Below are 22,693 nucleotides of genomic sequence, written 5' to 3'. Positions count from 1 at the left end.
GGGCGCCACGGCACGGCGGCGAAGCATTTACGCGCGGATCGCGGCAGATCCGATAGCTTGTTGAGGTGCAAGCCCGGGTCTGACACGCGGGTGGACGGGCCGGGGGGTTGTCGGTCGCCGGCACCGAGCCCACGTCGTGCACGATGGCCGATGTGACCGGTGACAACGATCGAATCTGGGCGGCTCTACCTGAGCAGGTCCGTGCGGGGGTCGACGACTTGATCTGTCGACGCAGCAAGGTCAGCGCGGTGAAACTGGTGCGGGAGGGAGCCGGTCCCGCAGGCCCGGTTTCGATCCCTGATGCGTTGAACGTCGTGGAGGAACGTGGCTGCGAGCTCATGGCGCTGGGCCGGGTGGACCCTCCGTCACCGCCCGTGCCGGCGTCGCGGCTCATCGAGCAGGCCAGAACCATCACCGACCCGGTCGTGGCGATCGAGGCACTGTGGGACGGTGATACGGCGAGGTGGGGCGTACTCCTCCTTGCCATCGTGCACCGGCCCAGCGCGCGCCACCCGCAGTTCGACGAGCAGGAGCTGACGTTCGTTGACGGTCGCGACGCGCCGACGTTCACCGGTACTGGTCCACACATGCCGGCAGCCGCCGAAGCGACGCACAAGGGCTCGGCGGTGGCGCACGATCTCGCTGTCCCCTTCAGCTTCCTCGATCCGGACGCTTCGCTCGTCGACCCGCCGCGATGGTGGGACTCCCAGCCCGCCTGATGGGGCTGCAACCACTGTCTGCTGCTGACGACTCACCGACAGCCCTTTGCGCACGATCGACGGCATGTGCGGGCACCGGATCAAGGGCGATCAGGGTGACAGAATCGGGTCCCACCATCCGAAGCATGGCGCGGGTGGACGCTCTCGGTGCCTTCGACTGAGCTGCCGAGCAGCTGCGGGGTGCTCAGGGCCGCCGGGAGTCGAGCAGCGCGATCCTGCGTGCCCCGGCCGTACGTCGGTAGCTTGCGTCGAGTAGCTCGCTGACCTCGTCCCAGCCGATGCCATCGGTCAGGTCCACCCCGACCCACCCATAGGCGCCCAGGTAGGCCGGTACGAAGCAACGGTCTTCCGCCAGCAGCGCTGCGCGCTCGTCGGGGTCAACCAGGACGATCATCGATTGTTCGTGCTGTTGATTGACGCCGTCGACCTTCACCGAACCCCCGTAGTAGGCGAAGACTTTGGTGGTGTAGAAGGCGGGACGCCCATGGGAGACCTTCTCGGCCGCGTCGGGAAAGGCCAGGGCGAGCGTCCGCAACCGGCCCAGGAGCGGGTCTGCCTCGTCGAACATGATGGGATGCGGCATGTCAGAAGGTAAGCACATCCTGGGCGGCCACGGCGCCCTGCACCACGCGCTTCGCGTCAGATCTGGTCATTCGGTCGAGGGCCTGCCCCGTCGTGCTGTGCTGCCTCCCGGGCACACTGAAGACCCTGGAGAACACGGCGTGCGCGAGGCCGCTCCTGCCGGACCGGCGGGGCTAGCCGCCGCCGTGGTCGGCGTTGGCCGGCGGCTGACAGGCTAGTTTGCTCGGATGAGTCTCCTCGATGACGTCGCGAGCCGTGACGGTTGGCGATGCTGGGTGTGCGACGAGCCGGTCGACCCCGACATGTCGGTGAACGACCCGCGTGGTCCCAGCGTCGACAGCCGTACCGCCGACAGGAAGGCCAAGGTCGCCGAGCGACTCGCGCACCGGGCCTGCAACACCCGCAAGGGCGCTGTGAAGGTGGTCATCGCCTGGCCGGATCATCTGCACGTGGTGGAGCCCGCGCCACTGATCACCGTCGCCGAGCGACTCGAACGCAAGGGCGGCCGCGAGCTGGTCGCTCGCTGTCCGAGCAGGAAGGACGCTCAGGAGGCGGCGGACTGGCTGGTCGACCGGTTCTCCCGGCTGGTCCCCGGGCTGCCGGTGACCGCGAGCGTCGACGCGGGCGGCGGACAGTACCTCGTCGCCCTGGCCACTGGCCGTCGCTGACCGGTGCCCCTGGTCGGCGTGTCGTCGCCGGCCAGGGGCCATCCGTAGGTGTCCGGCAGCCCGGGGCCCGAGCCGCCACCAGCGCTGCTGCGCACCGCGCGTGCCGGCCGTCTCCAGCCGGTGGCGTCGGCGGCGATCAGTCTCTGGTCAGAAGGGGGGTGCGTCCTCGCCCATCAACGCCAGCACGACGCCTCCCTTTCCACTCTTGAGGCCCTGGACCACGACCTTGCCGGTGCTGCCGTCGGGCAGTTCCAACGTGAAGGTCTTCCCGACCGCGTTCTTGGGGCCGTTGCCGGCGCTGTTGGCGGGTCGGAAGTCGCCTGCCCACGGCGGGGTCCCGCCCCTGCGGGCAGGCTCGGCGAAGAGTGCGGCGGTGCCGGGGGTCCGGGTGCCGTCGGAGGAGAGGAGCACTGAGGCGCTGCGATAGGTAGCCATATGCGACAAGGCTATCCCGGACCGTGCCCGTTCGCGCCACCACAACCGCCGGGTAACGCGAACGGCTTCGAAACGACCGTGACCTCGTCCCACCCTCGTGTCGCCTCCTGGACCTCGATTTCTCCGAAGATGGTGTCGTATCGAGGCGTGGCCGTTCGTGGAACCAGTGTGCGGCGGCCGGCTGGGCCGCCGGACACGAGGAGCCGGGCAAGGCCCTCGTCCGGGACCGAGAGGAGACGACCATGACGGAGTACCTGATCACCTTCAACGACGAGTGGGTGCCCGAACACACGGCGGAGGAGATTCGCGAGAAGAGCAAGGCCAGCTGGGCCGTGATGGGGGAGATGCAGGCCGAGGGCGTCCTGCTCTTCAGCAACGGGGGGCTCGACCGGTCCACCGCGGTGTGCAGCGTCGAATCGGTCGACGGCAAGCCCGTCTTCACCGACGGCCCGTACGTCGAGACCAAGGAGCACCTCGGCGGCTTCGCCGTCGTGGACGTGCCCGACGACGAGGCGGCGCGATACTGGGCCGGCAGGCTCGCGACCGCGCTCGACTGGCCACAGGAGGTGCACCGGTTCCGAGGCCCCGGGGCGCGCCCGGCGTAACGGCTCCGGGGAGAAGTGAGCGTGGTGCCCAGATACCTACTGTCCGTCTACGGACCGGCCGAGCGCACCGAGTTCGGCGCCCACCCCTCCCAGGAGGCCGTGCCGCAGGCGTTCGCCGACACCGGCGCCTTCGACGAGAGGCTCCGGCGGGACGGTCACCTCGTCTTCACCGACGGCCTGGCGCCCGCGACGACCGCCACCACGGTCGACGGTCAGGGTGAGAAGCTGGTCCTCACCGACGGGCCCTACCTGGAGACGAGGGAGCACCTCGACGGCTTCTGGGTCATCGAGGCGGCCGACCTCGACGTGGCCCTGGCCCTCGCCGCCGAGGGGTCGAGAGCGTGCCGCGGTACGGTCGAGGTGCGTCCCTTCCGAAGCGGGGGATCCGTCCGAGCGCTGCTGGAGCCATGACCGTTCTCACCGTCGAGCAGGCGATCACCCGTGCCCACCACGAGGAGTGGGCGCGGGTGGTCGCCGGCCTCGCGCGTCGTTTCGGCGATCTCGACGTCGCCGAGGAGGCGACGGCCGAAGCGTTCGTGGCGGCCGCGGAGCGGTGGCCGCGCGAGGGCGTACCGTCCAATCCCGGCGGGTGGCTCGCCACCACCGCGACCCGCAAGGCGATCGACCGGCTCCGTCGCGAGTCACAGCGCGACGCCAAACACCAGGCGGCCCGGATCGTGTACGACGACACCCCTGCTGAGCCGACCGGCCCGGTCGAGGACGACCGGCTCCGACTGATCTTCACCTGCTGCCATCCCGCGCTCGCGGTGGAGGCCCGGGTCGCGCTCACCCTGCGTCTGCTCGGCGGCCTCACCGTGCCCGAGATCGCCCGCGCCTTCCTGGTGCAGGAGACCACCCTGGCGCGACGGATCACCCGCGCCAAGGCGAAGATCAAGGCGGCGCACATCCCCTACCGGGTGCCCTCGGCCGACGACATCCGCGAGCGCCTCGCCGGCGTCCTCGCCGTCGTCTACCTCGTCTTCAACGAGGGCTATCTCGCCAGCGAGGGGGACGCCCCGGTGCGCGTCGACCTCACCGACGAGGCGATCCGCCTCGGCCGCCTGCTCCGGACCCTCCTCCCGGACGACGGGGAGGTGGCCGGCCTGCTCGCCCTGATGCTGCTCACCGACGCCCGACGGCCGGCGCGCGTGTCCCGCACCGGGGAGCTGGTGATCCTCGCCGAGCAGGACCGCGGCGCCTGGGACCGCACCCTCATCGCCGAGGGCAACGCCCTTCTCCGCGAGCGGGTCGAGGCGGTGGCGACCGGTGGCGACCCACCCGGGCGCTACCAACTGCAGGCCGCGATCAACGCGGTCCACACCGACGCCCCGTCCGCCCGAGACACCGACTGGTCCACCATCGTCGCCCTCTACGGCCGCATGTCGCTGCTCGACCCCTCACCGATCGTGCGGCTCAACCGGGCGGTCGCGGTCGCCGAGGTCGACGGCCCCGGGGTCGGGCTCGCCGAGATCGACCGACTCGCCGCCGTCCTCGACGGCTACCACGCCTTCCACGCCGCGCGCGCCGACCTGCTACGGCGACTCGGGCGTGGCGGCGAGTCGCGGACCGCGTACGACCGGGCCATCGGTCTCGCCGGTAACCCCGCCGAGCGGGCCTACCTCACCCGCCGCCGCGACCAGCTCGCCGGCTGACCGCCACGTGGAGCCAGCCCGTTCGCGCACCGACCACGCGACCCGGCCCGCATGACGCCAGGACGACCGGCGACCGCGTGCCGTCGGACGCGCCGTGGGGTCCGTTCCACCTGCCGCAACTGGCGCCGACCGCGGCATCCGCCGACGGTGCCGAACGCGCAGTCGGCGGCTCAGCCGAGGCGCACGTGGGCCGGCCGTTCGGGCCGGGCGCTGCCGGTGCCGTCGAGCGTCGTGCCGACCGGAACGGCGGGCCGGGCCGGTACGACGGGCGCGTCCCGGCCGGTGCCCCGGTGGCCGTCGCCGTCGTGGCTCGACTCCTCGTGGTAGTCCTGCTCCACGTTGACCGACCACACGTCGTGCCGGGTGCCGCAGGCGATGTTCTCGGCGGTGAGCATCGCCGTCAGCATCGAGTGGTCCTGGTTGTTGTAGCGGTGCATGCCGTTGCGACCCACCGGGTGCACGTTCGGCACCTCGCGCGCCAGCCAGTCCCGGATCACGTCCACGTTGTGCTGGTAGCGCTCGTCGTAGACCGGATACGCCTTCGGCATCCGCACCACGTACCCGGCCTCGACCACCCCCGGCCGGACCAGGCCGAGCCGCTCCAGCTCGGCCGTCGCGGCGGCGACCAGCTCGGCGTCCGGCGTACGCCAGGTCTCGTCGTCCTCGAACACGAAGTACTCCAGGCCCAGGCAGGTGCGCCCGTCCTTGACCAGGTGCGGCGACCAGGAGCCGAAGTTCTGGATCCGGCCGACCTTCACCGCCGGGTCGTGCACGTAGATCCAGTTGTCGGGGAACGAGAACTCCGCCGGCACCACCAGCGCGACCGTCAGGAAGTCCCGGTACCGCAGGTCGGCGGCCGCGGCCAGCACCTCCGGCGGGGCCGCCGGGCGCAGCGCGGCGACCAGCTCGGAGATCGGCATCGAGGAGACGACGTGCGCGGCCGGCTCGGTGCGCCGCCCGCCGGCCCCGTCGACGGTCACGGCGACGGCCCGGCGCCGCTCCAGGTCCCGGTGCACGGCGGTGACCCAGGTGCCGGTCTCCACCCGGCCGCCGCGCCGGCTGACCTCCTCGGCGCAGCGCTCCCACATCATGCCGGGGCCGAGCTTCGGGTACTGGAACTCCTCGATCAGGCTCGTCACGTCCTTGCGGTTGCGCCGGGGCAGCACCGCGTTGCGCACGGCCTTCGCCAGCGACAGGTTCTTGATCCGCTGCGCGGCCCAGTCGGCCTGCAACCGGTCGGCCGGCATCCCCCAGACCTTCTCGGTGTACGTCTTGAAGAACATCGAGTACAGCCGCCAGCCGAACCGGGCCGAGACCCAGCCCTCGAAGTGCGACTGGTCCTTCGGCGGGCGCAGCCGGGCCCGCGCGTACGAGCCCATGCACAGCACGGCCTCCCGTACGCCGAGGTTGCGCAGGGCGTTCGCCGCGCTCAGCGGGTAGTCGAACAGGGCCCCCCGGTAGTAGATCCGGCTCATCCGGGGCCGCAGCAGGAAGTCCTCGTCGGGCAGGATCTCGTGCCAGAACTCCTCGACCCGGGCCACCTTCGTGAAGAACCGGTGCCCGCCGATGTCGAAGCGCCACCCGTCGCGCTCGACGGTGCGGCTGATCCCGCCCACCACCTCGTCGGCCTCGAACACCCGCACCGGGCTGTCCCGCCGCAGCAACTCGTACGCCGCGGTCAGGCCCGCCGGCCCCGCGCCGATGACCACCGTGCCGCGTTCCTCGCCCATGCCTGTCGCCCCCTGCTTCCGCCTCCCGGAGGCGGCCCGCTTACCCGGCGGCGGCCGGAATTCACCCCGGATTCCCGTCCGTCCCCGCCAGCCGGACCGTCGGCGGCGATCCGGCCCGGCTCACGGCGACGGCGGGCGCCGCGTCGCCGTGCGTTCCCGCGTCGTCCCGTCGTCCCGTCGTCCCGCCGCCCCGCCGCCTCGTTGACGGGCGCGCGGTCGCGGCGACGTGTCAACGGGGCCGGAACGGGGATGTGGCACCGGGTCGGACGGCCGGATCGGGAGACGCGTGATGGACAGTGGGCAGGCCGTCTCGGGCCGGTGGCGCGCGGTGTCCGTCCGGCTGGCCGCGCGCGGGCTCGACCTGCGCCGGGCGGCGGCGCGGGCCGCCGGGCGGGTGCCGGCGCCCTGGCTGTACGTCGTCGGCGTCTTCCTCGGCACGAAGATCGTGCTCAGCGCCGTCGGGGTGCTCGCGCTGAGCGCCTTCGACGAGGTGCCCTGGGCGCCCCCGCCGGACGAAACGACGATGCGCGAGCAGCAGCGCGCGATCTCCGGGCACCGCGCGCTCGCGCTCTGGTTCGCCTGGGACTCCTTCCTCTACGACCACCTGGCGCAGCTTCCGCTCGACGAGCCGTGGCGCGACTTCGGCTTCCCCCTGCTCTATCCGTTCCTGGCCCGCCCGCTGGCCCCGCTGCTGGGCGGGGACACCGCGCTGGCGCTGCTGCTCGTGGCCAACGTCGCGTTCCTGCTGATGCTCTTCTACGCCCACCGGCTGGGCGAGCGGCTGCTCGGCGACGACGCCGCCGCCCGCCGGTTCGTCCGCTACCTGGTCCTGCTGCCGGCCGGGTTCCTCTTCCAGGCGGCGCTGACCGAGTCGCTGTTCCTCTGTCTCGCGCTCGCGACCTTCCACTACGCCGAGCGGCGGCGCTGGCTGCTCGTGGGCGTGGTCGGCTTCTTCCTGGCCCTGAGTCGTTCGGTCGGGTTCTTCGTCGTGCTCCCGCTGGCCCTGGTGCTGCTGCGCCAGCACGGCTACCGGCTGGGCCCGCGCGCCTGGTGGGGGTACGTGCGCGCGGGCTGGCCGCTGGCGCTGCTACCCGCCGGCTGGCTGACCTTCATGGCGTTCTGCCGGTGGCAGAGCGGCGACTGGTTCGCCTACAAGCACGCCCAGGAGAAGGGCTGGGGCATCCGCGTGCAGAACCCGCTGGCGGTGCTCTGGCACGGCCTCACCGACAGCCCGTCCCGCGACGCCCTGCGGGTGTGGGTCGCCGTGCTGGTGCTGGTGGTGCTGGTCGCGGGCGCCCGCCGGCTCGGGCTGCCCTACCTCGTGTACGGGCTGACCATGGTCATGGTGCCGCTGTCGATGGGGCCGCCGGTGTACAAGAGCCTGCTGCGCTACCTGATCGCCGTCTTCCCGGTCGGCCTCGTGCTGGCCCGCTGGGCCCGCCACGCCGGCGCCGACGCCTGGCTGACCGCCGCCCTGGCCCTGCTGCAGGGCGCGCTCTTCGTCACCTGGCTCGCCTACTGGACCCACTTCATCATCTGAGCCCGCCTACGCCTGCTGCCCGCCCGCCGGGGCGTCCAGCGTACGGGCGGCGACCGCGCGCACCAGCTCCTCGGACAGCGCGGTCGAGACCAGCGCCAGCCGACTCGCGTCGGCCTGCACGTCGGCCTGTGCGACCGCCATGCTCTGGGACTCCAGGGCCGGATCGACCTCTTGCGTCGCCGTCGCCCCCGAGGCGAAGCGCCGTAGTGCCACCAGGATGGCCGCGGCGTCGCCGGCGGCGTCGGCACGCTCGCGGCTCCAGCCGGCCGCCACCGCCCGCTGCCGGGCCGCGCCCGCCACGGACTCGTCGAGCGGGCCCAACGTACGCAGGCCGTCGCTGATCTCGACGCAGCGGCGGTAGAGCCGTTCGCCCAGGCGCCACGCCCACCGGGAGTCGGCCTCCGGTCGGCGCGGGGGATGCAGGGCGATGGTCGGCATCGCCCGGTACAGCAGGTACCACAGCGCGTGCAGGTCGCGGTGCGTCGCGTACCTGCGCGGCCAGGCGCGGACGCCGTCGGCCGCCTTGCGTACCGTCGCCAGCACGAAGCTGGCCCCGATCAGCGACACCGACAGCATGATCAGCGTCTGCGTCGCGGCCGGCTCGGGCCACGGTGGCGCCACCCCGGCCAGCTTGAGGCAGATGAACAGGGCCTTGTGCGCGACGAACCCCGCACCGAAGGCCGCACCGGCACTGAGCAGCCGCATGCTGGTCCTCAGCCGGGCGCCGGCGTAGCGCGCGTATCCGGCGGACACCCGCAGGATGTCCACGACCGTCACTCCGAGGCAGGTCAGGAACGCGAGCATGTAGACGCCGACCGGAGGCAGGTCGCCGTACCGCTCGGCGAAGTGCAGGGGCTCGGACTCGGGGAAGTCGGCCCGCGAGAACGCCGCGACCATCACGCCGAACGCGACGGCGAGGAACACGCCTCGCCGCGCCATCAGCCGGCGTGCCCGCCCCGGGTCGCCCAGGTGCAGGAAGAGGAACTGGATCGCCGCCGCGGCGAGCAGCGCCGAGCCGTGCTCCACCAGCTTGGCGAGGTTGGGTTCGCCCGAGACGCGGTCGATCAGGCTGTGCACCGGGGCCCACCCGGCGGTGACGGCCACCCCCATCCCCAGGCAGATCCCCGCGCTCGCCAGGATCCTGGGGTTCGCCGGGTCTCGGCCCAACGCCCTCAGCTTCACCAGGAACGCCACCGCGGCGACGAATGCGGCGACCAGATGACCGACCGTGACGAGCATGCGGATCTCCCGCCTAGTCCGTCAACGTCGCGGCGATGCGGTGCATGACGGCGGCCGTGACGCCGCCCAGTTCGTCGAAGGCCACGGCCTCGCCGCCGCCGTCGAGCCGTGCCCCCAGGTACGTCGCCAGCAACTCCGCGTCGTGCTCCTGCTGCTCGTCGAACGTGGCCGGGGAGCGGGCGAGCATCCCGTGCGCAGCCGCCGTCTCACCCGTCCCGCCGGGCGGCCCGGACGTCACCGCCCGCGCGGTGTGCCGCAGGGCGATGTGCATCAGCTCGTGCAGGATCGTCTGGACGCGCAGCACGGGCGGCGCGTCGCGGCTGAACAGGACGTAGTCGGTCCCGGACGTCGCCACCCACAGCCCGCAGGGCCCGGCCCGCCCGTCGACGCTCATCGCGGCGAGTTGGATGCGCCGGCCGCGCGTGGTCTCGAGCGCGGAGACCAGGCCCCGCACCGTCAGCGGCGTCGGCAGGTCCACGTCGAGCTGGCGCAACAACCGCTGTCTCCGACGCCGCCGGTGCCACATCGCCTGCCATCACCCTCCCGCCGGGCCGCCAGCCCGAGAGACCCCCGTGTCGTGTCACCCGCCCCGCCGCGTCCACCCCGGACGGTCGACGCTCGTGCCGGCCGCGACGGCACAGGTGCGGGCAGCATAGCCAAGCGCGACGACACTGTGACGCCCGAGCGGGGCGGAGCGTGACAGGTCGCGCCCGCGGTGTGCCCGCTGTCCGGGGCGGTCGGCAGAATGTGGGCCGTGCACGACGTCATCGACCGCCCCGACCGCCGCACCAGCAGGTGGCTCGCCCGGGCCGCCACCGAGGTCTTCGCCCCGGCGCTGCTGGCCGCGCTGATGCCCGTCGTCGTGGGCCTGCACGGCGCGTCGCCTGTCGGGGTGGGCCTCGCCTGGGCCCTGGTCGGCTCCCTGTTCTGCTCGATCATCCCCAACAGCCTGATCTGGTGGGGCGTACGCCGGGGCCGGCTGACCGACCACCACATCAGGCGCCGGGAACAGCGCCGGCGGCCGCTGGCGTACGGGCTGTTGTCCGTGCTGGTGGGCCTCGCCGTGATGATCGGTTTCGGCGCCCCCCGCCCCGTCCTGGCGATGGTCGTCGTCATGTTCGCCCTCGGCCTCGCCGTGACCGTGGTCAACCTGGCGTGGAAGCTCAGCATCCACGCGGCCGTGGCGGCGGGCGCGGCGGCCGTGCTGGTGATCGAGTTCGGACCGGCGCTGCTCGCCTCGGCGCCCGTGGTGGCGCTGGTCGGCTGGTCGCGGGTGCGCCTGCGCGACCACACCGTCGGACAGGTGGCCGCCGGCACCGTCGTGGGGACGCTCATCGCGGCCCCCACGTTCCTCCTGCTGCGGTGACCGGTGGCGGGAGCCCGCCTACGCCCGGCCCCGCCCCGTGGTCTTGTTGCGTGCCTCCAGCGCCGCGACCTGCTCCACGATGGCGCGCAGGCTCGCCCTGGGCGCCCCCGGTGGCATCCGGCGCGCCAGGACGGTGATCGTCTCCAGGTCGGGGTCGCCCTCGCCCTCGCCGTCCGCGGCCACCGTGTCGAAGAAGTAGCCCGGGGGCACCCGGAAGAAGTTGGCGAGCTGCTGGATCGCCGACCGGGTGGGATTGTCCCGCTCCCCGCTCAGCAGGTAGTTGACGTAGCTCGTCGAGAGCCCCGTGGCCCTGGCGACCTCGTCCGGCGAGAAGGGCTTGTCGCCGCCGGGCCGGCGATGCGTCTCGAACAGGTGCCGCAGCCGGTCGGCGAAGGACGTCGATCCGTTGGCCTTGCTGCCGTCGGCCATGACCACCCCTCCTGCTCCGACCCGAGGGCGCCCACCATAGTGGTTGGACGCCGCAGCGCCGCCACAATGGTTGCGGGCCGTGGCGGACCGTGCTTGACTGACCACGCCGACCACTGTTGTGGCAGTGACACCGTAGCGGACAACCATAGTGTGTGACAGATCACCCGCCGGCACGTGTCGACTCCGCGCCGGCGCGTCGGCCGATGACCGCCAGGCGCGGCACGGGGGGACGGAATCGGGGGATGCGCAAGCCGCTCAGGGCGCGCACCTCACCGCACGCCGAGAAGCAGCCGGCAGGGGGGCCGCAGCCGGTACGGCCGCGCGCATCCGGGGGGCCGTCCCTCCGAGCGGCCTGGCGCCAGGTGGCCCCGGGCGCCCACGCCCGGGGCCACCGACCACAGGTGTCCACGGTGGCCGGTCGGCCGTCGGCGGCCGGAGGGGCGTCAGCCGGCTGACGCGCCGGATCCGGCCGCCCGTGGGCGGACCGGGGTGACCTCGGGGGCCGGCCCGGTGCTGTCCCGGCGCACCACCTCGGCGGGCAGCACCTCGACGCGGGGCGCCGCCGCCCCCGGGTCGAGCGCCAGCGACATCGCGCGGGCCCCCATCTCGACCAGGGGCAGCCGGACGGTGGTCAGCGCCGGGGTGACGTCCCGGGCGATCGGCATGTCGTCGAAGCCGATCACGGACACCTGCCGGGGCACCGGGACCGACCGGGCGCGCAACAGCGCCAGCGCGCCGATGGCCATCGAGTCGTTGAGCGCGACGATGGCGGTCAGCCCCGGATCCGCGTCCAGCAGGGCGGCGGTGGCCGCGACGCCGCCGTCGCGGTCGAACTCGGCGTGGCGTACGCGGTGCTCGGGCAGGCTCAGTCCGTGCGCGGCGAGGGACTCCCGTAGCCCGGTGAGCCGGTCGGTGGTCGTGGTCAGCACCGCCGGCCCCGCCACCACCCCGATCTCCCGGTGCCCCAGCTCGTACAGTTCCGCGCCGACGAGCCGGCCGCCGGCGCGGTTGTCCGGCATCACGGCGTCGCCGGAGTGCTCGTGCCGGCCGATGACCGCGACCCGTCCGCCGGTCGCCTCGTACGCGGCGAGCTTCTCGTTGAGCAGGCGGGTGAAGGTGGCGTCGTGGTAGCCCGAGCCGGCCAGGATGATGGCGGCGACCTGCTGGCCGCGCAGCAGCTCGACGTACTCCAGCTCGCGGTCGGGGTCGCGGTAGCTGTTGCAGATCGTCAGCAGCCGCCCCTGGTCGGTGGCGACCCGTTGCAGGCCCCGGGTGATCTCGGCGAAGTACGGGTCGGAGACGTCGTGCACGATGACGCCCACCGCGACGCGGTGCGAGCGGGCCAGCAGTTGGGCGTGTGCGTTGGGCACGTACTGCAACTCGGCGACGGCGCGCAGCACGCGCTCGCGGAGTTCCTCGGTGACGGGCTTGCTGCTGCCGTTGATCACCCGGGAGGCGGTCGCGGGCGAGACCCCCGCCCGCCGGGCCACGTCGGACAGGGTCGCCACAGCCGCCCCCTCGGTCGCTTCTCGACGGCCGTGCCCGGGTGCCGGCCACCCGTCACCGTACCGCAGCGAAAGCCCTTGCCCGCCCCGGCGCCCCGGCGGCGGCGCCCGCCGCGCGACGGGGCCGTACGGCCCCTTGCCTGAGGCGGGAGGCGTTCCCTACGCTGCCCAGGAAAGCGCTTGCCTGAGATGTGCCGTCGGGGACCTCCCGCGGCGGAGCAGGCGTGGCACAGGTCGTCGCCCGCCGCTCGGCGGCGCCCGCGGAGGGAAGGAACACCATGACCCGCAGGTCGATAGGGATCATCGTCAACGGCGTCACCGGCCGGATGGGCTACCGGCAGCACCTGGTGCGCTCCCTGCTCGCCATCCGCGAGCAGGGCGGCGTGCCCCTGACCGACGGCACGTCCATCTGGCCCGAGCCCGTCCTGGTGGGGCGCAACGAGACCAGGCTCCGCGAGATCGCCGAGCGGCACGGCCTGACCGACTGGACGACCGACCTGAGCGCCGCCCTGGCCCGCGACGATGTCGAGATCTACTTCGACGCCCAGGTCACCCAGCAGCGGGAGAAGGCGATCCGCCGGGCGCTGGAGGCCGGCAAGCACGTCTACACCGAGAAGCCGCTGGCCGAGGACACCGAGGGCGCCCTCGACCTGGCCCGGGCGGCGCGCGCCGCCGGGGTGCGTACCGGGGTGGTGCAGGACAAGCTCTTCCTGCCCGGGCTGCGCAAGCTCAAGCGGCTCATCGACGGCGGCTTCTTTGGCCGGATCCTGTCGGTGCGCGGCGAGTTCGGCTACTGGGTCTTCGAGGGCGACTGGCAGCCGGCCCAGCGCCCGTCCTGGAACTACCGCGCCGAGGACGGCGGCGGCATCGTCGTGGACATGTTCCCGCACTGGCAGTACGTGCTGGAGGAACTCTTCGGCCGGGTACGCACGGTCAGCTGCGTCACCGCCACGCACGTGCCGCAGCGCGTCGACGAGGCGGGCCGCACCTACCCGGCGACCGCCGACGACGCCGCGTACGGCATCTTCGAGCTCGACGGCGGCGTGGTCGCGCAGCTCAACTCCTCGTGGTGCGTACGGGTGCACCGCGACGAGCTGGTCGAGTTCCAGGTCGACGGCACCGAGGGCAGCGCTGTGGCGGGGCTGCGCGGCTGCCGGGTGCAGCACCGGGCGGTCACCCCGAAGCCGGTGTGGAACCCCGACCTGCCGGTCACCGAGGCGTTCCGGTCGCAGTGGACGGAGGTGCCGGACAACGAGGAGTTCGACAACGGCTTCAAGGTGCAGTGGGAGGCGTTCCTGCGGCACGTCGTGGCCGGCGAGCCGTTCCCGTGGGACTTCCTGGCCGGCGCGCGCGGCGTGCAGCTCGCGGAGCTGGGCCTGCGCTCGGCGCGCGAGGGGGCCCGGCTGGACATCCCGGAGCTGGACCTGTGAACGCGAGGAGTGAGCCGGGGTTGCGAGCCCCGCAGCCGCGAACGGAAGGCGGACCCGTGAGCGCGGCCGACGTGGTGCTTCCCGGCGGGCGGCGGTACCGGCTGCGCGGGGGCGCCGGCTTCCCGCGCCCCGCCGGGCCGCCGACCAGCCGGATCGCGTACGCCGCCGCGCACGTGGTGGCCGATCCGACGGCCGAGAACGTGCCGGGCGCCCCGGCGGTGCTCGACTGGGAGCGCACCCTGGCCTTCCGGCACCACCTGTGGTCGTACGGCTTCGGGGTCGCCGAGGCGATGGACACGGCGCAGCGCGGCATGGGCCTGGACTACCCGGCCACGCGCGAGCTGATCCGACGCAGCGCCGCCGAGGCCCGCGCGGTGGGCGGGCGGATCGTCGCCGGGGTCGGCACGGACCAGCTCCCGCCTGGTCCGGCCGGTCTGGCCGAGGTCGCCCGCGCCTACCGCGAGCAGCTCGACGACGTGCGGGCCGCCGGTGCCCGCCCGGTGCTGATGTGCAGCCGTCACCTGGCCGCCGCCGCCCGGGGCCCGGAGGACTACCTGCGGGTGTACGACGAGCTGCTGACCGCCGCCGACGAGCCGGTGGTGCTGCACTGGCTCGGTCCGATGTTCGATCCGGCGCTGGCGGGCTACTGGGGCTCGACCGACCTCGACGCGGCCGCCGACGCCGTGGTTGAGCTGATCAAGGCCCACGACACCCGGGTGGACGGGATCAAGGTCTCCCTGCTGGACGCCGACCGCGAGGTGGCGTTGCGCCGCCGGCTGCCGGCCGGGGTGCGCCTCTACACGGGCGACGACTTCCACTACCCGGAGCTGATCCGGGGCGACGCGGGCGGACACTCCGACGCGCTGCTCGGGGTGTTCGCGGCGATCGCGCCGGCCGCCGCCGCGGCGCTCGCGGCGCTGGACCGGGGGGACCTGGCGTCGTACGACGCGGTCTTCGCGCCGACGGTGCCCCTGGCCCGGCACATCTTCGCGGCCCCCACCTGGCACTACAAGACGGGCATCGTCTTCCTGGCCTGGCTGGCCGGGCACCAGGACCACTTCACGATGGTCGGTGGGGCCCAGTCCGGGCGCTCGCCGGCGCACCTGGGCACCCTGCTCACCCTCGCCGACGCCGCCGGGCTGCTGCCCGACGCGGAGCTGGCGGCGGCCCGTGCCCGGGCGCTGTTCGCCGTGGCGGGGGTGGACCAGTGAGCGCGAGGAGTGAGCCGGTCCTGCGAGCCCCGCATTCGCGAACGGAAGGCGGCCCAGTGAGTGGGCTGGAACGGTTCTCGTTCAACCAGGCCACGTCGCAGCACTGGCCGCTGCCCGAGGTGGTCGCCGGCTGCGTGGCCGCCGGCGTGCCGGGCATCGGGCTGTGGCGGGAGCCGGTCGCCGCGTACGGGCTGGCGCGCGCCGCGAAGCTGGTCCGCGACGCCGGCCTCGAGGTCACGTCCCTGTGCCGGGGCGGCTTCTTCACCGCCGACGGCTGGCGGGAGGAGAACCTGCGGGCCATCGAGGAGGCCGCCACCCTCGGCACCTCGGTTCTCGTGCTGGTCTCCGGCGGTCTGCCGGCGGGCAGCCGGGACGTCGACGGCGCCCGCCGCCGGGTGGCCGACGCGATCGCCGAGCTGGCGCCGCACGCCGCCGCGGCGGGGGTGACGCTGGCGATCGAGCCGCTGCACCCGATGTTCTGCGCCGACCGCTGCGTGGTGTCCACCCTCGGCCAGGCGCTCGACATCGCCGAACGGTTCGACCCGGGCGTGGTCGGGGTCGTCGTCGACGCCTACCACGTGTGGTGGGACGACACCGTGTACGCGCAGATCGCCCGGGCCGGGGCGCGGATCGCCGCGTTCCAGGTGTGCGACTGGGTGACGCCGCTGCCCGAGGGGGTGCTGCTCGGCCGGGCCCTGCCCGGTGACGGCTGCATCGAGCTGCGCCGGCTGCGGGAGGCCGTCGACGCGGCCGGCTACTCCGGGCCGGTCGAGGTGGAGGTCTTCTCGGCCGAGGTGTGGGAACGGCCGGGGCGGGAGGTGCTGGACGCCTCGGTCGCGGGATACCTGCGCCACGTCGCCTGACGACGGGTCCCGGCCGGTCGGGCGGCCGGCCGGGATCCGGGCGAGGATGAGGAGGTGACCGACCGACGGGTACACCTCGACGACCTCGGCGCGTGGCTCGTCAAGGGCAACGCGGACAGCAGCGACCTGGCCGACCGCCTCGCCCGCGAGCCGCGGGTGACGAGCTGGTGCGTACGCCCCGGCTACCGCACCCGGCTGATGCGCGCCGGTCAGCCGGTGGTGCTCTGGGCCAGCGGTAGCCGCGGCCGGCTCGCGTACGGCGTCTGGGGCGTGGGGCTGGTGGCCGCCGCCGCGGTGCCGGGCGAGCCGGGCGAGCCTTGGTCGGTGCCGCTGGACCTGACGGTCCTCGACGCCGCGCACCGGGTGCCCCGGGAGCTGCTGCGGGCCGACGCCCGGCTGGCCGGGGCGGAGGTGCTGCGGCAGCCGCAGGGCGCCAACCCGTCCTTCCTCACGGTGGCCGAGTTCGCCGCGCTGCGCGAACACCTGCCGCCGGGCTGACGACCCGGGGCCGCCGTCTTCACGCCACCCGTCCGGCTCTCTATGATCGGTGAAAACTGTCGCCAGACAGCCGGTCGAGGGCCGGCAAAAACCTACAGGCGCGACCGTTGCGCCGGGAAGGGTGGGCATGGCGCTGTCCGCGACCGTCCTCGCCGAGCTGCGCGGCATCGTCGGCCCCTCGCACGTGCACGACGCGGCCGGTGACCTCGTGGCGTACGCGCGGGACGCGACGCCGCTGTTCTCCCACCGGCCGGACGCGGTGGTCTTCCCGGCCGACACCGCCGAGGTCTCCGCCGTGCTGGCGCTCGCGACCCGGCACCGGGTGCCCGTGGTGCCGCGCGGCGCCGGCTCCAACCTGTGCGCCGCCACCGTGCCGCTGCGCGGCGGGATCGTGCTGGTGCTGACCCGGCTCACCGCCATCCTGGAGGTCAGCGCCGACGAGCTGCTCGCCCGGACGCAACCGGGCGTGACCAGCGCCGCCCTGGCCGACGCCGCCGCCGCGCGGGGGCTGCTCTGGGCGCCCGACCCGGGCAGCCGCACCGTCGCCACCGTCGGCGGCACCATCGCCACCTGCGCGGGCGGCCTGCGCGGCCTGAAGTACGGCGTGACCCGCAACTACGTGCTGGGCCTGGAGGCGGTGCTGCCCACCGGCGAGGTGATCCGCACCGGCGGGCGGCTGTGGAAGGACGTCGCCGGCTACGACCTGACCCGGCTGCTCACCGGCTCCGAGGGCACCCTCGCCGTGATCACCGAGGCCACCGTGGCGCTGCTGCCCGCCCCGGCCTCGGCGAACACCGGGGTCGCGTACTTCCCGACGCTGGCAGACGCGGGGGAGGCCGTCGCCCGGGTGATCCGCGCCGGCGTGGTACCGGCGACGCTGGAGTTCCTCGACCGGGCCTGCATCGCGGCCGTGGAGGACTTCGCCCACCTGGGGCTGCGCGCCGACGCCGGCGCGCTGCTGCTCTTCGGCGACGACGGCCCGCCCGACCTGGTCGCCGCCCACCTCGACCGGATCGGCGCGGCCTGCGTCGAGGCCGGCGCCGTGGAGGTCACCACGGCCCGCGAGGTCGCCCAGGCCGAGGCGCTGCTGGCCGCCCGCCGCTGCGCGCTGCCGGCGCTGTCGCGCCGGGGCGGGGTGACGATCCTGGAAGACGCGACCGTGCCCCGGCCGCGGATCGCCGAGATGGTCGACCGCATCGACGCCATCGCCGCCCGGCACGGCGTCGCCATCGCCACCTTCGGCCACGCCGGCGACGGCAACCTGCACCCCACCTGCGTGCTCGACTCGGCGGAGGACCATGAGGCGGTACGCCGGGCCGAGGCGGCCTTCGCCGACGTCTTCGCCGCCGCCATCGACCTCGGCGGCACCATCACCGGCGAGCACGGGGTGGGGGCGGCGAAGCTTCCGTTCCTCGCCGCCCGCCTCGGCGACGATCAGCTCGCCCTGCTGCGGCGGATCAAGACGGCCTTCGACCCGGCGGGCATCCTCAACCCCGGAAAGCTGGGATCATGACGGGCGACGTGTTCGACCCGGAGCAGCTGTCGCGCTGCATCTCCTGCGGGTTCTGCCTGCCGGCCTGCCCCACGTACGCGATGACCGGCGACGAGGCGTCCTCGCCGCGCGGCCGGATCACCCTGATGCGCGCGCTGCAGGACGGCTCCCTGCCCCCGGACGACGCCACCCTGGCCGAGCAGTCCTCGTTCTGCCTGGGCTGCCGGGCCTGCGAGCCGGTCTGCCCGGCGGGTGTCGAGTACGGCAGCCTGCTGGAGCAGTGGCGGGTGCACCAGTGGCGGGGCTGGCGGCGGCCGCCGGTGGCCCGGGCGCTGATGCTGCTCGTCGAGCAGCGCTGGCTGCTGCGGCTCTCGGGCCTCCTCCGCCGCGCCGCCCGCGGCCGGGCCGCCGCCCCGACCCAAACCGCGTCGACCGCGCCGGCCCCGCCCGCGTCGACCCCGACCCCGTCGCCCGCGCCAGCCCCGACCGCGCCGACTGCCGTCCCCGGTGCCGCCACCCCGGGCGGCCGGGAGGCGCAGCTCATGCTGGGCTGCGTGGAGCGGGGGCTCTACCCGGCGGTGAGCCGGGCCGCGCACGCGCTCGCCCCCGAGCTGGCCGTCCCCACCGCGCAGGGCTGCTGCGGCGCGCTGCACGCGCACAACGGCGACCTGGCCGGCGGCGAGCGGCTGGCCGAGCGCCTCGGCGAGGACCTGCCCGGCACGATCGTCACCACCTCCGGCGGCTGCGCCGCGCACCTCGCCTCCGTGCTCGGCGCCGACCGGGTACGCGAGCTGTCCACCTGGCTCGCCGGCCGGCCCACCGGCACCGAACTGCGCGTCGACGGCCGGCGCGCCCGGGTGGCCCTCCAGGACTCCTGCCACCTGCGCAACGGCCTCGGCGTCTTCGCCGAACCCCGGGCGCTGCTGCGCCAGGTCGCCGACTACGTGGAGCTGCCCTCGGCGGCCACCTGCTGCGGGGCGGCCGGCACGTACTCGCTGCTGCGGCCGAAGGAGTCGCGGCGGATCCTGGACGCGAAGCTCGACGAGATCGAGGCCGCCGGGGTTGACCTCGTGGTGACGGTCAACCCCGGCTGCCTGCGGCAGTTGCGCACCGGGCTGCGCCGACGTCGGTCCGCCGTACGGGCCGTGCACCTCGCCGAGCTGCTCGCCCGCGTCCAGTCGCCGACGCCACCCGCCTGAGCGGTCACGCCGGCCGGGCGCACCGCCTCACTCGGTGCGCATGCCGTCCGGACGGGTCAGCCGCCACAGCGCCGGCAGACTGAGCCCGGTGACCAGCAGCACCACCGCCGCCCCGAGGCCGGTGGAGATGCCCAGCGCCGGCCAGGCGACGGTGACCGGCATCTGCACCATCCGCAGCAGCACCGCGCCGAGGCCGAGACCGAACGCGACCGCCAGGGCGAGCCCGATCACCACCGGCACGGCACTCTGCCAGAGCACCGACCAGCTCAGCGTGGAGCGGCGGGTGCCGACCGCCACCAGCATCGCCAGCAGCCGGCGGCGCTCGCGCAGCTGCTCCAGCACGCCGACGAGCATGCTGGCCGCGATCAGCAGCAGGGTGACCACCGCGCCGATGTACAGGCCGCGCTGGACGTTGACGAACTGGTTGGCCTGCCGGTTCTCGGTCAGCGTGAGCACCGAGGCGTACGGGTCGGCCCCGAGGGCGGCGTTGCGGACGTGCTCCACCGCGTCCGGCTGGTCGGCGGCGAGGCGCAGGTACGTCTCCGCGCGCAGCGGACCGAGCCGGGTGGCGTCGACAGCGCCGGGGGTGACCAGCACCCCGCCCTGCCGGTAGCCGGACGGATCGGTGCGCACCGGCGCCTCCCGCGCGGTGCGGGGAATTCGCCAGGTCACTCCCTCGGTCTCCGCGACCGCCACCGTGGCGCCCGGCCCGACGCCGGCCGGCTGACCCTCGGGATCGCGCACCAGGAACACGTCGCCGTCGGCGCACCGGTCGAGCCGGGCGAACTCGGCCAGCGCCGCGCAGTCGCCGACGCGCAGCGTGCCGTACGCGTCGTCGGCCGTGATCGAGGTGGTGAGAGTGGCGGTGCTGGCGGTCACCCCGGGCACGTCGGCCAGCCGGTCGAGGGCCACCGGCGCGTCCGGCCGCCCGGGGAACTGCACCTGCACCTGGGCCCGGGAGGTGTCCTGCCCGGTGTCGAAGGTGAATCGGCCGGCGACGCCGGCGAAGAGCATCTGCAACCCGATGGTGCCCGCCACGGCGACGGCGATGCCGTTGACCAGCCGCGCCGAGGCGGCGCTGTCGAGCTGGAGGCGACGCACCGCGAGCTGCCACGCGACGGGGCCGCCGCGCAGCCGGCGTACCAGCAGGTCGGTGAGCCAGGGCAGCAGGGTGACCACGCCGACCAGCAGCAGCACGGCGCCGGCCGCCGTCTGCCGCTCACTGCCCAGCGGCGCGATGCCGGCGGCGCCGGCCAGCAGCAGCCCGATCCCGGCGACCGGCAGCAGCAGCCGCCACACCAGCCGGCGGCGCACCGGCGTGGCGCGCCGGGTCACCCCGAGCGGCTCGATCAGCACGGCGCGCATCGACACCAGCGTCACGACGACGGCGAGCGCCGGCACCGCCACCACGACGGCGGCGACCAGCGGCAGCGGCGGGCGCACGTCGGCGGCGTACACGCTCAGGTCCATGAGGGTGACCAGCGGCACCACCTGCCGGCCGAGCGCGAAGAGCAGGCCGCCGGCCGCGACCCCGAGCAGCGCGCCGGCGACGGCCTCCCCGGCGGCGATCCGGCGGACCATCGCGGCGTCGGCGCCGACGAGCCGCAGCGCGGCCAGTCGCCGGTCGCGCCGCTCGCCGCCGAAGCGCACGGCGGCGGCGAGGAAGACCGCGATGGGCAGCAGCAGGACCACGAAGATGACGACCACCAGCACCATCAGCACCGGGTCGAAGGCCTCGCCGGGCAGTCCGCCGCCGAAGGCGTCCAGCCGGATCGCATCGTCGGCCGTGAGGGTGCCGCTACCCAGGTAGTAGGCCAGCTCGCGCGGACCCGCCAGCCCCTCGTCGGCGATGACGCCGGTGACCGTGGCCCCGCCGAGGCGGGGGGCGAACAGCGCGCCGTCGGCGGAGTCGAGCAGGTCGCGCAGGGCGGGGGAGACCAGCACCTCGCCGGCGCGGGGCAGCGCCGTCACCCCCGGCGGGACCGGTGCGGCCGGTCCCTCGGGCCGCAGGACCCGGCCGCGCACCGGCTGCCCCCGGAACTCGGTGTCGGTCTGGCGGATCAGCAGGGTGTTCGCGGCGGCCGGGATCCGTTCGCCCATCCGCAGGTCGTCGCGGGCGTCGCCGCGTGCCTGCCGGGCGTCCAGCGCGCCGGGCACCGCGGCGGCGAGCAGCAGCATCGCCACCCCCACGCCGACGCCGACGGCGGTGAGCACCGCCCGCAGCCAGCCGTCCCGGCCGCCGGTGAAGGCCATCCGGGCGCCCATGACCAGGTCGGCCGCGCGGTCGCGCAGCCGGGTCACGCCGCTACCTCCAGGTCCCGGGTGCGCCCGTCGCGGACCACGACCTCCCGATCGGAGTACGCGGCGACCCGCGCCTCATGGGTCACCAGCACCACGGCCGCCCCGGTGTCGCGGGCGGCGGCGGTGAGCAGCCGCATGACCCGCTCGCCGTTGAGCGAGTCGAGCGCCCCCGTCGGCTCGTCGGCGAAGACGACCCGTGGCCGGGTGACCAGCGCCCGGGCGACCGCCACCCGCTGCCCCTGCCCGCCGGAGACCTCGCCGGGCCGCTTGCCGGCCACCTCGGCGACCTCCAGGCGCTCCAGCCACTCTGCGGCCCGCCGCTCCGCCTCGCGGCGGCCGACCCGGGCCAGCCGCAGCGGCAGCGCGACGTTCTCCAGGCAGGTCAGCTCCGGCACGAGCTGACCGAACTGGAAGACGAAGCCGAACTCCTCCCGGCGCAACGCGCTGCGGTCGGCGTCGCTGAGGGCGCCGAGGTCGCGCCCGGCGTAGCTCACGCGGCCGGAGTCGGGGCGGGTGATGCCGGCGAGGCAGTGCAGCAGGGTGGACTTGCCGGAGCCCGACGAGCCCATGAGGGCCAGCACCTCGCCGGGGTGCACGCGCAGGCTGGCGCCGGCGAGCGCCCGGGTCGGCCCGAACGAGCGGTGCAGGTCCTCGGCGAGCAGCAGCGGGGCGCTCACGACCGCACCGTCGCGGCCAGCTCGTCGAGGCGGGCGGCGGTCAGCTCCAGCCAACGCAGGTCCGCCTCGAGGTGGAACAGGGCGTGGTCGCAGACCAGTTGCTCGGCGAGGTCGCCGTCGCGCTTGCGGCGGGTCAGCTCGCGCATCATCCGCAGGTGCTCGGAGCGCTGCACGTCGAGCACGTCGGCGGCCGGGCGGCCGGTCAGCAGGGCCAGCACCACCTTGGTGTAGAGGGTGCTCTGCAGATACGGCTCGGGTTTCTCGGCCCGGGCCAGCCACTGCGCCACGTCCGTGACGCCGGCCTCGGTGATCGCGTACCGCTTGCGCTCCGGGCCCTCGCCCGGCTCGACGGCGTCCACCTCGACCAGGCCGCCGCGCAGCAGCCGGGAGAGGGTGGCGTAGACCTGCCCGTACGCGAGCGGGCGGGCGTGACCGAAGCGCTCGTCGTAGAGGCGTTTGATGTCGTAGCCATGGCGGGGGGTGGCCTCCAGGAGGCCGAGGAAGGTCTGTCCGATCGACATGGCGAGGACTATACACACCGCGTATACCTCG

General features: G+C 74.3%; 23 protein-coding genes. 13 read left to right on the top strand and 10 right to left on the bottom strand.

Annotated features, from left to right (window positions below):
• Positions 1-152: 152 nt before the first annotated feature.
• A complete protein-coding gene (locus tag AC5L34_RS27035) occupies positions 153-719 on the top strand; it encodes a hypothetical protein (protein WP_494827559.1) in 567 nt (188 codons plus the stop codon).
• 184 nt (positions 720-903) lie between these two features.
• Here AC5L34_RS27035 and AC5L34_RS27030 read toward each other — a convergent pair whose 3' ends face one another.
• Complete coding sequence (locus tag AC5L34_RS27030) at positions 904-1,302, bottom strand: MmcQ/YjbR family DNA-binding protein (RefSeq protein WP_494827557.1); 399 nt, start codon at positions 1,300-1,302, stop codon at positions 904-906.
• A gap of 226 nt (positions 1,303-1,528) precedes the next feature.
• Between AC5L34_RS27030 and AC5L34_RS27025 the strand changes: the two genes are divergently transcribed.
• Positions 1,529-1,969 carry a hypothetical protein gene (locus AC5L34_RS27025; protein WP_494827556.1) on the top strand — a complete coding sequence of 147 codons (441 nt, stop codon included), beginning with the start codon at positions 1,529-1,531 and terminating at the stop codon, positions 1,967-1,969.
• A gap of 147 nt (positions 1,970-2,116) precedes the next feature.
• Here the strand turns inward: AC5L34_RS27025 and AC5L34_RS27020 are convergent, their stop codons facing one another.
• On the bottom strand, positions 2,117-2,404 hold the full coding sequence (locus tag AC5L34_RS27020; RefSeq protein WP_231926050.1) for a hypothetical protein: 288 nt from the start codon (positions 2,402-2,404) through the stop codon (positions 2,117-2,119).
• A 242-nt stretch (positions 2,405-2,646) separates the two neighbouring features.
• Between AC5L34_RS27020 and AC5L34_RS27015 the strand changes: the two genes are divergently transcribed.
• The 3 genes from AC5L34_RS27015 to AC5L34_RS27005 are packed head-to-tail and all read left to right on the top strand — an operon-like array spanning position 2,647 to position 4,661.
• Positions 2,647-3,009, top strand: coding sequence for a YciI family protein (locus AC5L34_RS27015; RefSeq protein WP_441177878.1), 363 nt, complete (start codon positions 2,647-2,649; stop codon positions 3,007-3,009).
• 24 nt (positions 3,010-3,033) lie between these two features.
• On the top strand, positions 3,034-3,420 hold the full coding sequence (locus AC5L34_RS27010) for a YciI family protein (protein WP_494827553.1): 387 nt from the start codon (positions 3,034-3,036) through the stop codon (positions 3,418-3,420).
• Positions 3,417-4,661 (top strand): RNA polymerase sigma factor, encoded by a 1,245-nt coding sequence (locus AC5L34_RS27005; protein ID WP_494827552.1) that lies wholly within the window; start codon positions 3,417-3,419, stop codon positions 4,659-4,661. The genes AC5L34_RS27010 and AC5L34_RS27005 overlap by 4 nt, the downstream gene beginning before the upstream one ends.
• Before the next feature lie 170 nt (positions 4,662-4,831).
• Here the strand turns inward: AC5L34_RS27005 and AC5L34_RS27000 are convergent, their stop codons facing one another.
• Positions 4,832-6,391 (bottom strand): NAD(P)/FAD-dependent oxidoreductase, encoded by a 1,560-nt coding sequence (locus AC5L34_RS27000; protein ID WP_494827550.1) that lies wholly within the window; start codon positions 6,389-6,391, stop codon positions 4,832-4,834.
• 289 nt (positions 6,392-6,680) lie between these two features.
• Here AC5L34_RS27000 and AC5L34_RS26995 point away from each other — a divergent pair, with 289 nt between their 5' ends.
• Positions 6,681-7,931: a hypothetical protein gene (locus tag AC5L34_RS26995; RefSeq protein ID WP_494827548.1), complete on the top strand. Its 1,251-nt coding sequence runs from the start codon at positions 6,681-6,683 to the stop codon at positions 7,929-7,931.
• Positions 7,932-7,937: 6 nt separating this feature from the next.
• On the opposite strand, the gene AC5L34_RS26990 is transcribed toward AC5L34_RS26995, so the two are convergent.
• Together AC5L34_RS26990 and AC5L34_RS26985 are read right to left on the bottom strand one after the other, a co-directional pair.
• Positions 7,938-9,170 carry an MAB_1171c family putative transporter gene (locus AC5L34_RS26990; protein ID WP_494827547.1) on the bottom strand — a complete coding sequence of 411 codons (1,233 nt, stop codon included), beginning with the start codon at positions 9,168-9,170 and terminating at the stop codon, positions 7,938-7,940.
• A 13-nt stretch (positions 9,171-9,183) separates the two neighbouring features.
• Positions 9,184-9,666, bottom strand: a complete 483-nt coding sequence (locus AC5L34_RS26985; protein WP_494827546.1) for a hypothetical protein — start codon at positions 9,664-9,666, stop codon at positions 9,184-9,186.
• A 258-nt stretch (positions 9,667-9,924) separates the two neighbouring features.
• Here AC5L34_RS26985 and AC5L34_RS26980 point away from each other — a divergent pair, with 258 nt between their 5' ends.
• Positions 9,925-10,536, top strand: coding sequence for a phosphatase PAP2 family protein (locus AC5L34_RS26980; RefSeq protein ID WP_357720398.1), 612 nt, complete (start codon positions 9,925-9,927; stop codon positions 10,534-10,536).
• 18 nt (positions 10,537-10,554) lie between these two features.
• On the opposite strand, the gene AC5L34_RS26975 is transcribed toward AC5L34_RS26980, so the two are convergent.
• Positions 10,555-10,965 carry a helix-turn-helix domain-containing protein gene (locus tag AC5L34_RS26975; protein ID WP_494827544.1) on the bottom strand — a complete coding sequence of 137 codons (411 nt, stop codon included), beginning with the start codon at positions 10,963-10,965 and terminating at the stop codon, positions 10,555-10,557.
• 443 nt (positions 10,966-11,408) lie between these two features.
• The gene (locus AC5L34_RS26970; protein WP_494827542.1) at positions 11,409-12,473 is read right to left on the bottom strand and encodes a LacI family DNA-binding transcriptional regulator; all 1,065 of its coding nucleotides are present in this window, start codon (positions 12,471-12,473) and stop codon (positions 11,409-11,411) included.
• A gap of 275 nt (positions 12,474-12,748) precedes the next feature.
• On the opposite strand from AC5L34_RS26970, the gene AC5L34_RS26965 reads away from it, so the two are divergent.
• The 6 genes from AC5L34_RS26965 to AC5L34_RS26940 all read left to right on the top strand — a co-directional run bounded on the left by AC5L34_RS26965 (position 12,749) and on the right by AC5L34_RS26940 (position 19,163).
• On the top strand, positions 12,749-13,900 hold the full coding sequence (locus AC5L34_RS26965; protein ID WP_494827540.1) for a Gfo/Idh/MocA family protein: 1,152 nt from the start codon (positions 12,749-12,751) through the stop codon (positions 13,898-13,900).
• 56 nt (positions 13,901-13,956) lie between these two features.
• Entirely contained in the window at positions 13,957-15,111 is a 1,155-nt protein-coding gene (locus tag AC5L34_RS26960) for a dihydrodipicolinate synthase family protein (protein WP_494827538.1), read from the top strand.
• A 65-nt stretch (positions 15,112-15,176) separates the two neighbouring features.
• Complete coding sequence (locus tag AC5L34_RS26955; RefSeq protein WP_494827594.1) at positions 15,177-15,974, top strand: sugar phosphate isomerase/epimerase family protein; 798 nt, start codon at positions 15,177-15,179, stop codon at positions 15,972-15,974.
• Positions 15,975-16,028: 54 nt separating this feature from the next.
• Positions 16,029-16,472 (top strand): hypothetical protein, encoded by a 444-nt coding sequence (locus AC5L34_RS26950; RefSeq protein WP_441177888.1) that lies wholly within the window; start codon positions 16,029-16,031, stop codon positions 16,470-16,472.
• Positions 16,473-16,599: 127 nt separating this feature from the next.
• Complete coding sequence (locus AC5L34_RS26945) at positions 16,600-17,985, top strand: FAD-binding oxidoreductase (protein ID WP_441177889.1); 1,386 nt, start codon at positions 16,600-16,602, stop codon at positions 17,983-17,985.
• Positions 17,982-19,163, top strand: a complete 1,182-nt coding sequence (locus AC5L34_RS26940) for a (Fe-S)-binding protein (protein ID WP_494827535.1) — start codon at positions 17,982-17,984, stop codon at positions 19,161-19,163. The genes AC5L34_RS26945 and AC5L34_RS26940 overlap by 4 nt, the downstream gene beginning before the upstream one ends.
• A gap of 27 nt (positions 19,164-19,190) precedes the next feature.
• Here AC5L34_RS26940 and AC5L34_RS26935 read toward each other — a convergent pair whose 3' ends face one another.
• Genes AC5L34_RS26935 through AC5L34_RS26925 form a run of 3 tightly spaced genes read right to left on the bottom strand, consistent with a single transcriptional unit; the run spans position 19,191 to position 22,662 of the window.
• Complete coding sequence (locus AC5L34_RS26935; protein ID WP_494827533.1) at positions 19,191-21,464, bottom strand: FtsX-like permease family protein; 2,274 nt, start codon at positions 21,462-21,464, stop codon at positions 19,191-19,193.
• On the bottom strand, positions 21,461-22,141 hold the full coding sequence (locus tag AC5L34_RS26930; protein ID WP_441177892.1) for an ABC transporter ATP-binding protein: 681 nt from the start codon (positions 22,139-22,141) through the stop codon (positions 21,461-21,463). Before AC5L34_RS26930 ends, AC5L34_RS26935 begins: the two co-directional genes overlap by 4 nt.
• Entirely contained in the window at positions 22,138-22,662 is a 525-nt protein-coding gene (locus AC5L34_RS26925; RefSeq protein ID WP_088999887.1) for a PadR family transcriptional regulator, read from the bottom strand. The genes AC5L34_RS26930 and AC5L34_RS26925 overlap by 4 nt, the downstream gene beginning before the upstream one ends.
• Between the last annotated feature and the right edge of the window lie 31 nt (positions 22,663-22,693).

Source organism: Micromonospora sp. ZG13, from assembly GCF_059359355.1.
Note: the sequence above shows the minus strand (reverse complement) of the source record. Positions and strands in the feature narration are given on the sequence as shown.

What these genes read in the sequence shown, in the direction of transcription:
- AC5L34_RS27030 (WP_494827557.1), bottom strand. Translation starts at nt 1,302, where the DNA reads ATGCCGCATCCCATCATGTTCGACGAGGCAGACCCGCTCCTGGGCCGG.
- AC5L34_RS27025 (WP_494827556.1), top strand. Translation starts at nt 1,529, where the DNA reads ATGAGTCTCCTCGATGACGTCGCGAGCCGTGACGGTTGGCGATGCTGG.
- AC5L34_RS27020 (WP_231926050.1), bottom strand. Translation starts at nt 2,404, where the DNA reads ATGGCTACCTATCGCAGCGCCTCAGTGCTCCTCTCCTCCGACGGCACC.
- AC5L34_RS27015 (WP_441177878.1), top strand. Translation starts at nt 2,647, where the DNA reads ATGACGGAGTACCTGATCACCTTCAACGACGAGTGGGTGCCCGAACAC.
- AC5L34_RS27005 (WP_494827552.1), top strand. Translation starts at nt 3,417, where the DNA reads ATGACCGTTCTCACCGTCGAGCAGGCGATCACCCGTGCCCACCACGAG.
- AC5L34_RS27000 (WP_494827550.1), bottom strand. Translation starts at nt 6,391, where the DNA reads ATGGGCGAGGAACGCGGCACGGTGGTCATCGGCGCGGGGCCGGCGGGC.
- AC5L34_RS26995 (WP_494827548.1), top strand. Translation starts at nt 6,681, where the DNA reads ATGGACAGTGGGCAGGCCGTCTCGGGCCGGTGGCGCGCGGTGTCCGTC.
- AC5L34_RS26990 (WP_494827547.1), bottom strand. Translation starts at nt 9,170, where the DNA reads ATGCTCGTCACGGTCGGTCATCTGGTCGCCGCATTCGTCGCCGCGGTG.
- AC5L34_RS26975 (WP_494827544.1), bottom strand. Translation starts at nt 10,965, where the DNA reads ATGGCCGACGGCAGCAAGGCCAACGGATCGACGTCCTTCGCCGACCGG.
- AC5L34_RS26965 (WP_494827540.1), top strand. Translation starts at nt 12,749, where the DNA reads ATGACCCGCAGGTCGATAGGGATCATCGTCAACGGCGTCACCGGCCGG.
- AC5L34_RS26945 (WP_441177889.1), top strand. Translation starts at nt 16,600, where the DNA reads ATGGCGCTGTCCGCGACCGTCCTCGCCGAGCTGCGCGGCATCGTCGGC.
- AC5L34_RS26940 (WP_494827535.1), top strand. Translation starts at nt 17,982, where the DNA reads ATGACGGGCGACGTGTTCGACCCGGAGCAGCTGTCGCGCTGCATCTCC.
- AC5L34_RS26925 (WP_088999887.1), bottom strand. Translation starts at nt 22,662, where the DNA reads ATGTCGATCGGACAGACCTTCCTCGGCCTCCTGGAGGCCACCCCCCGC.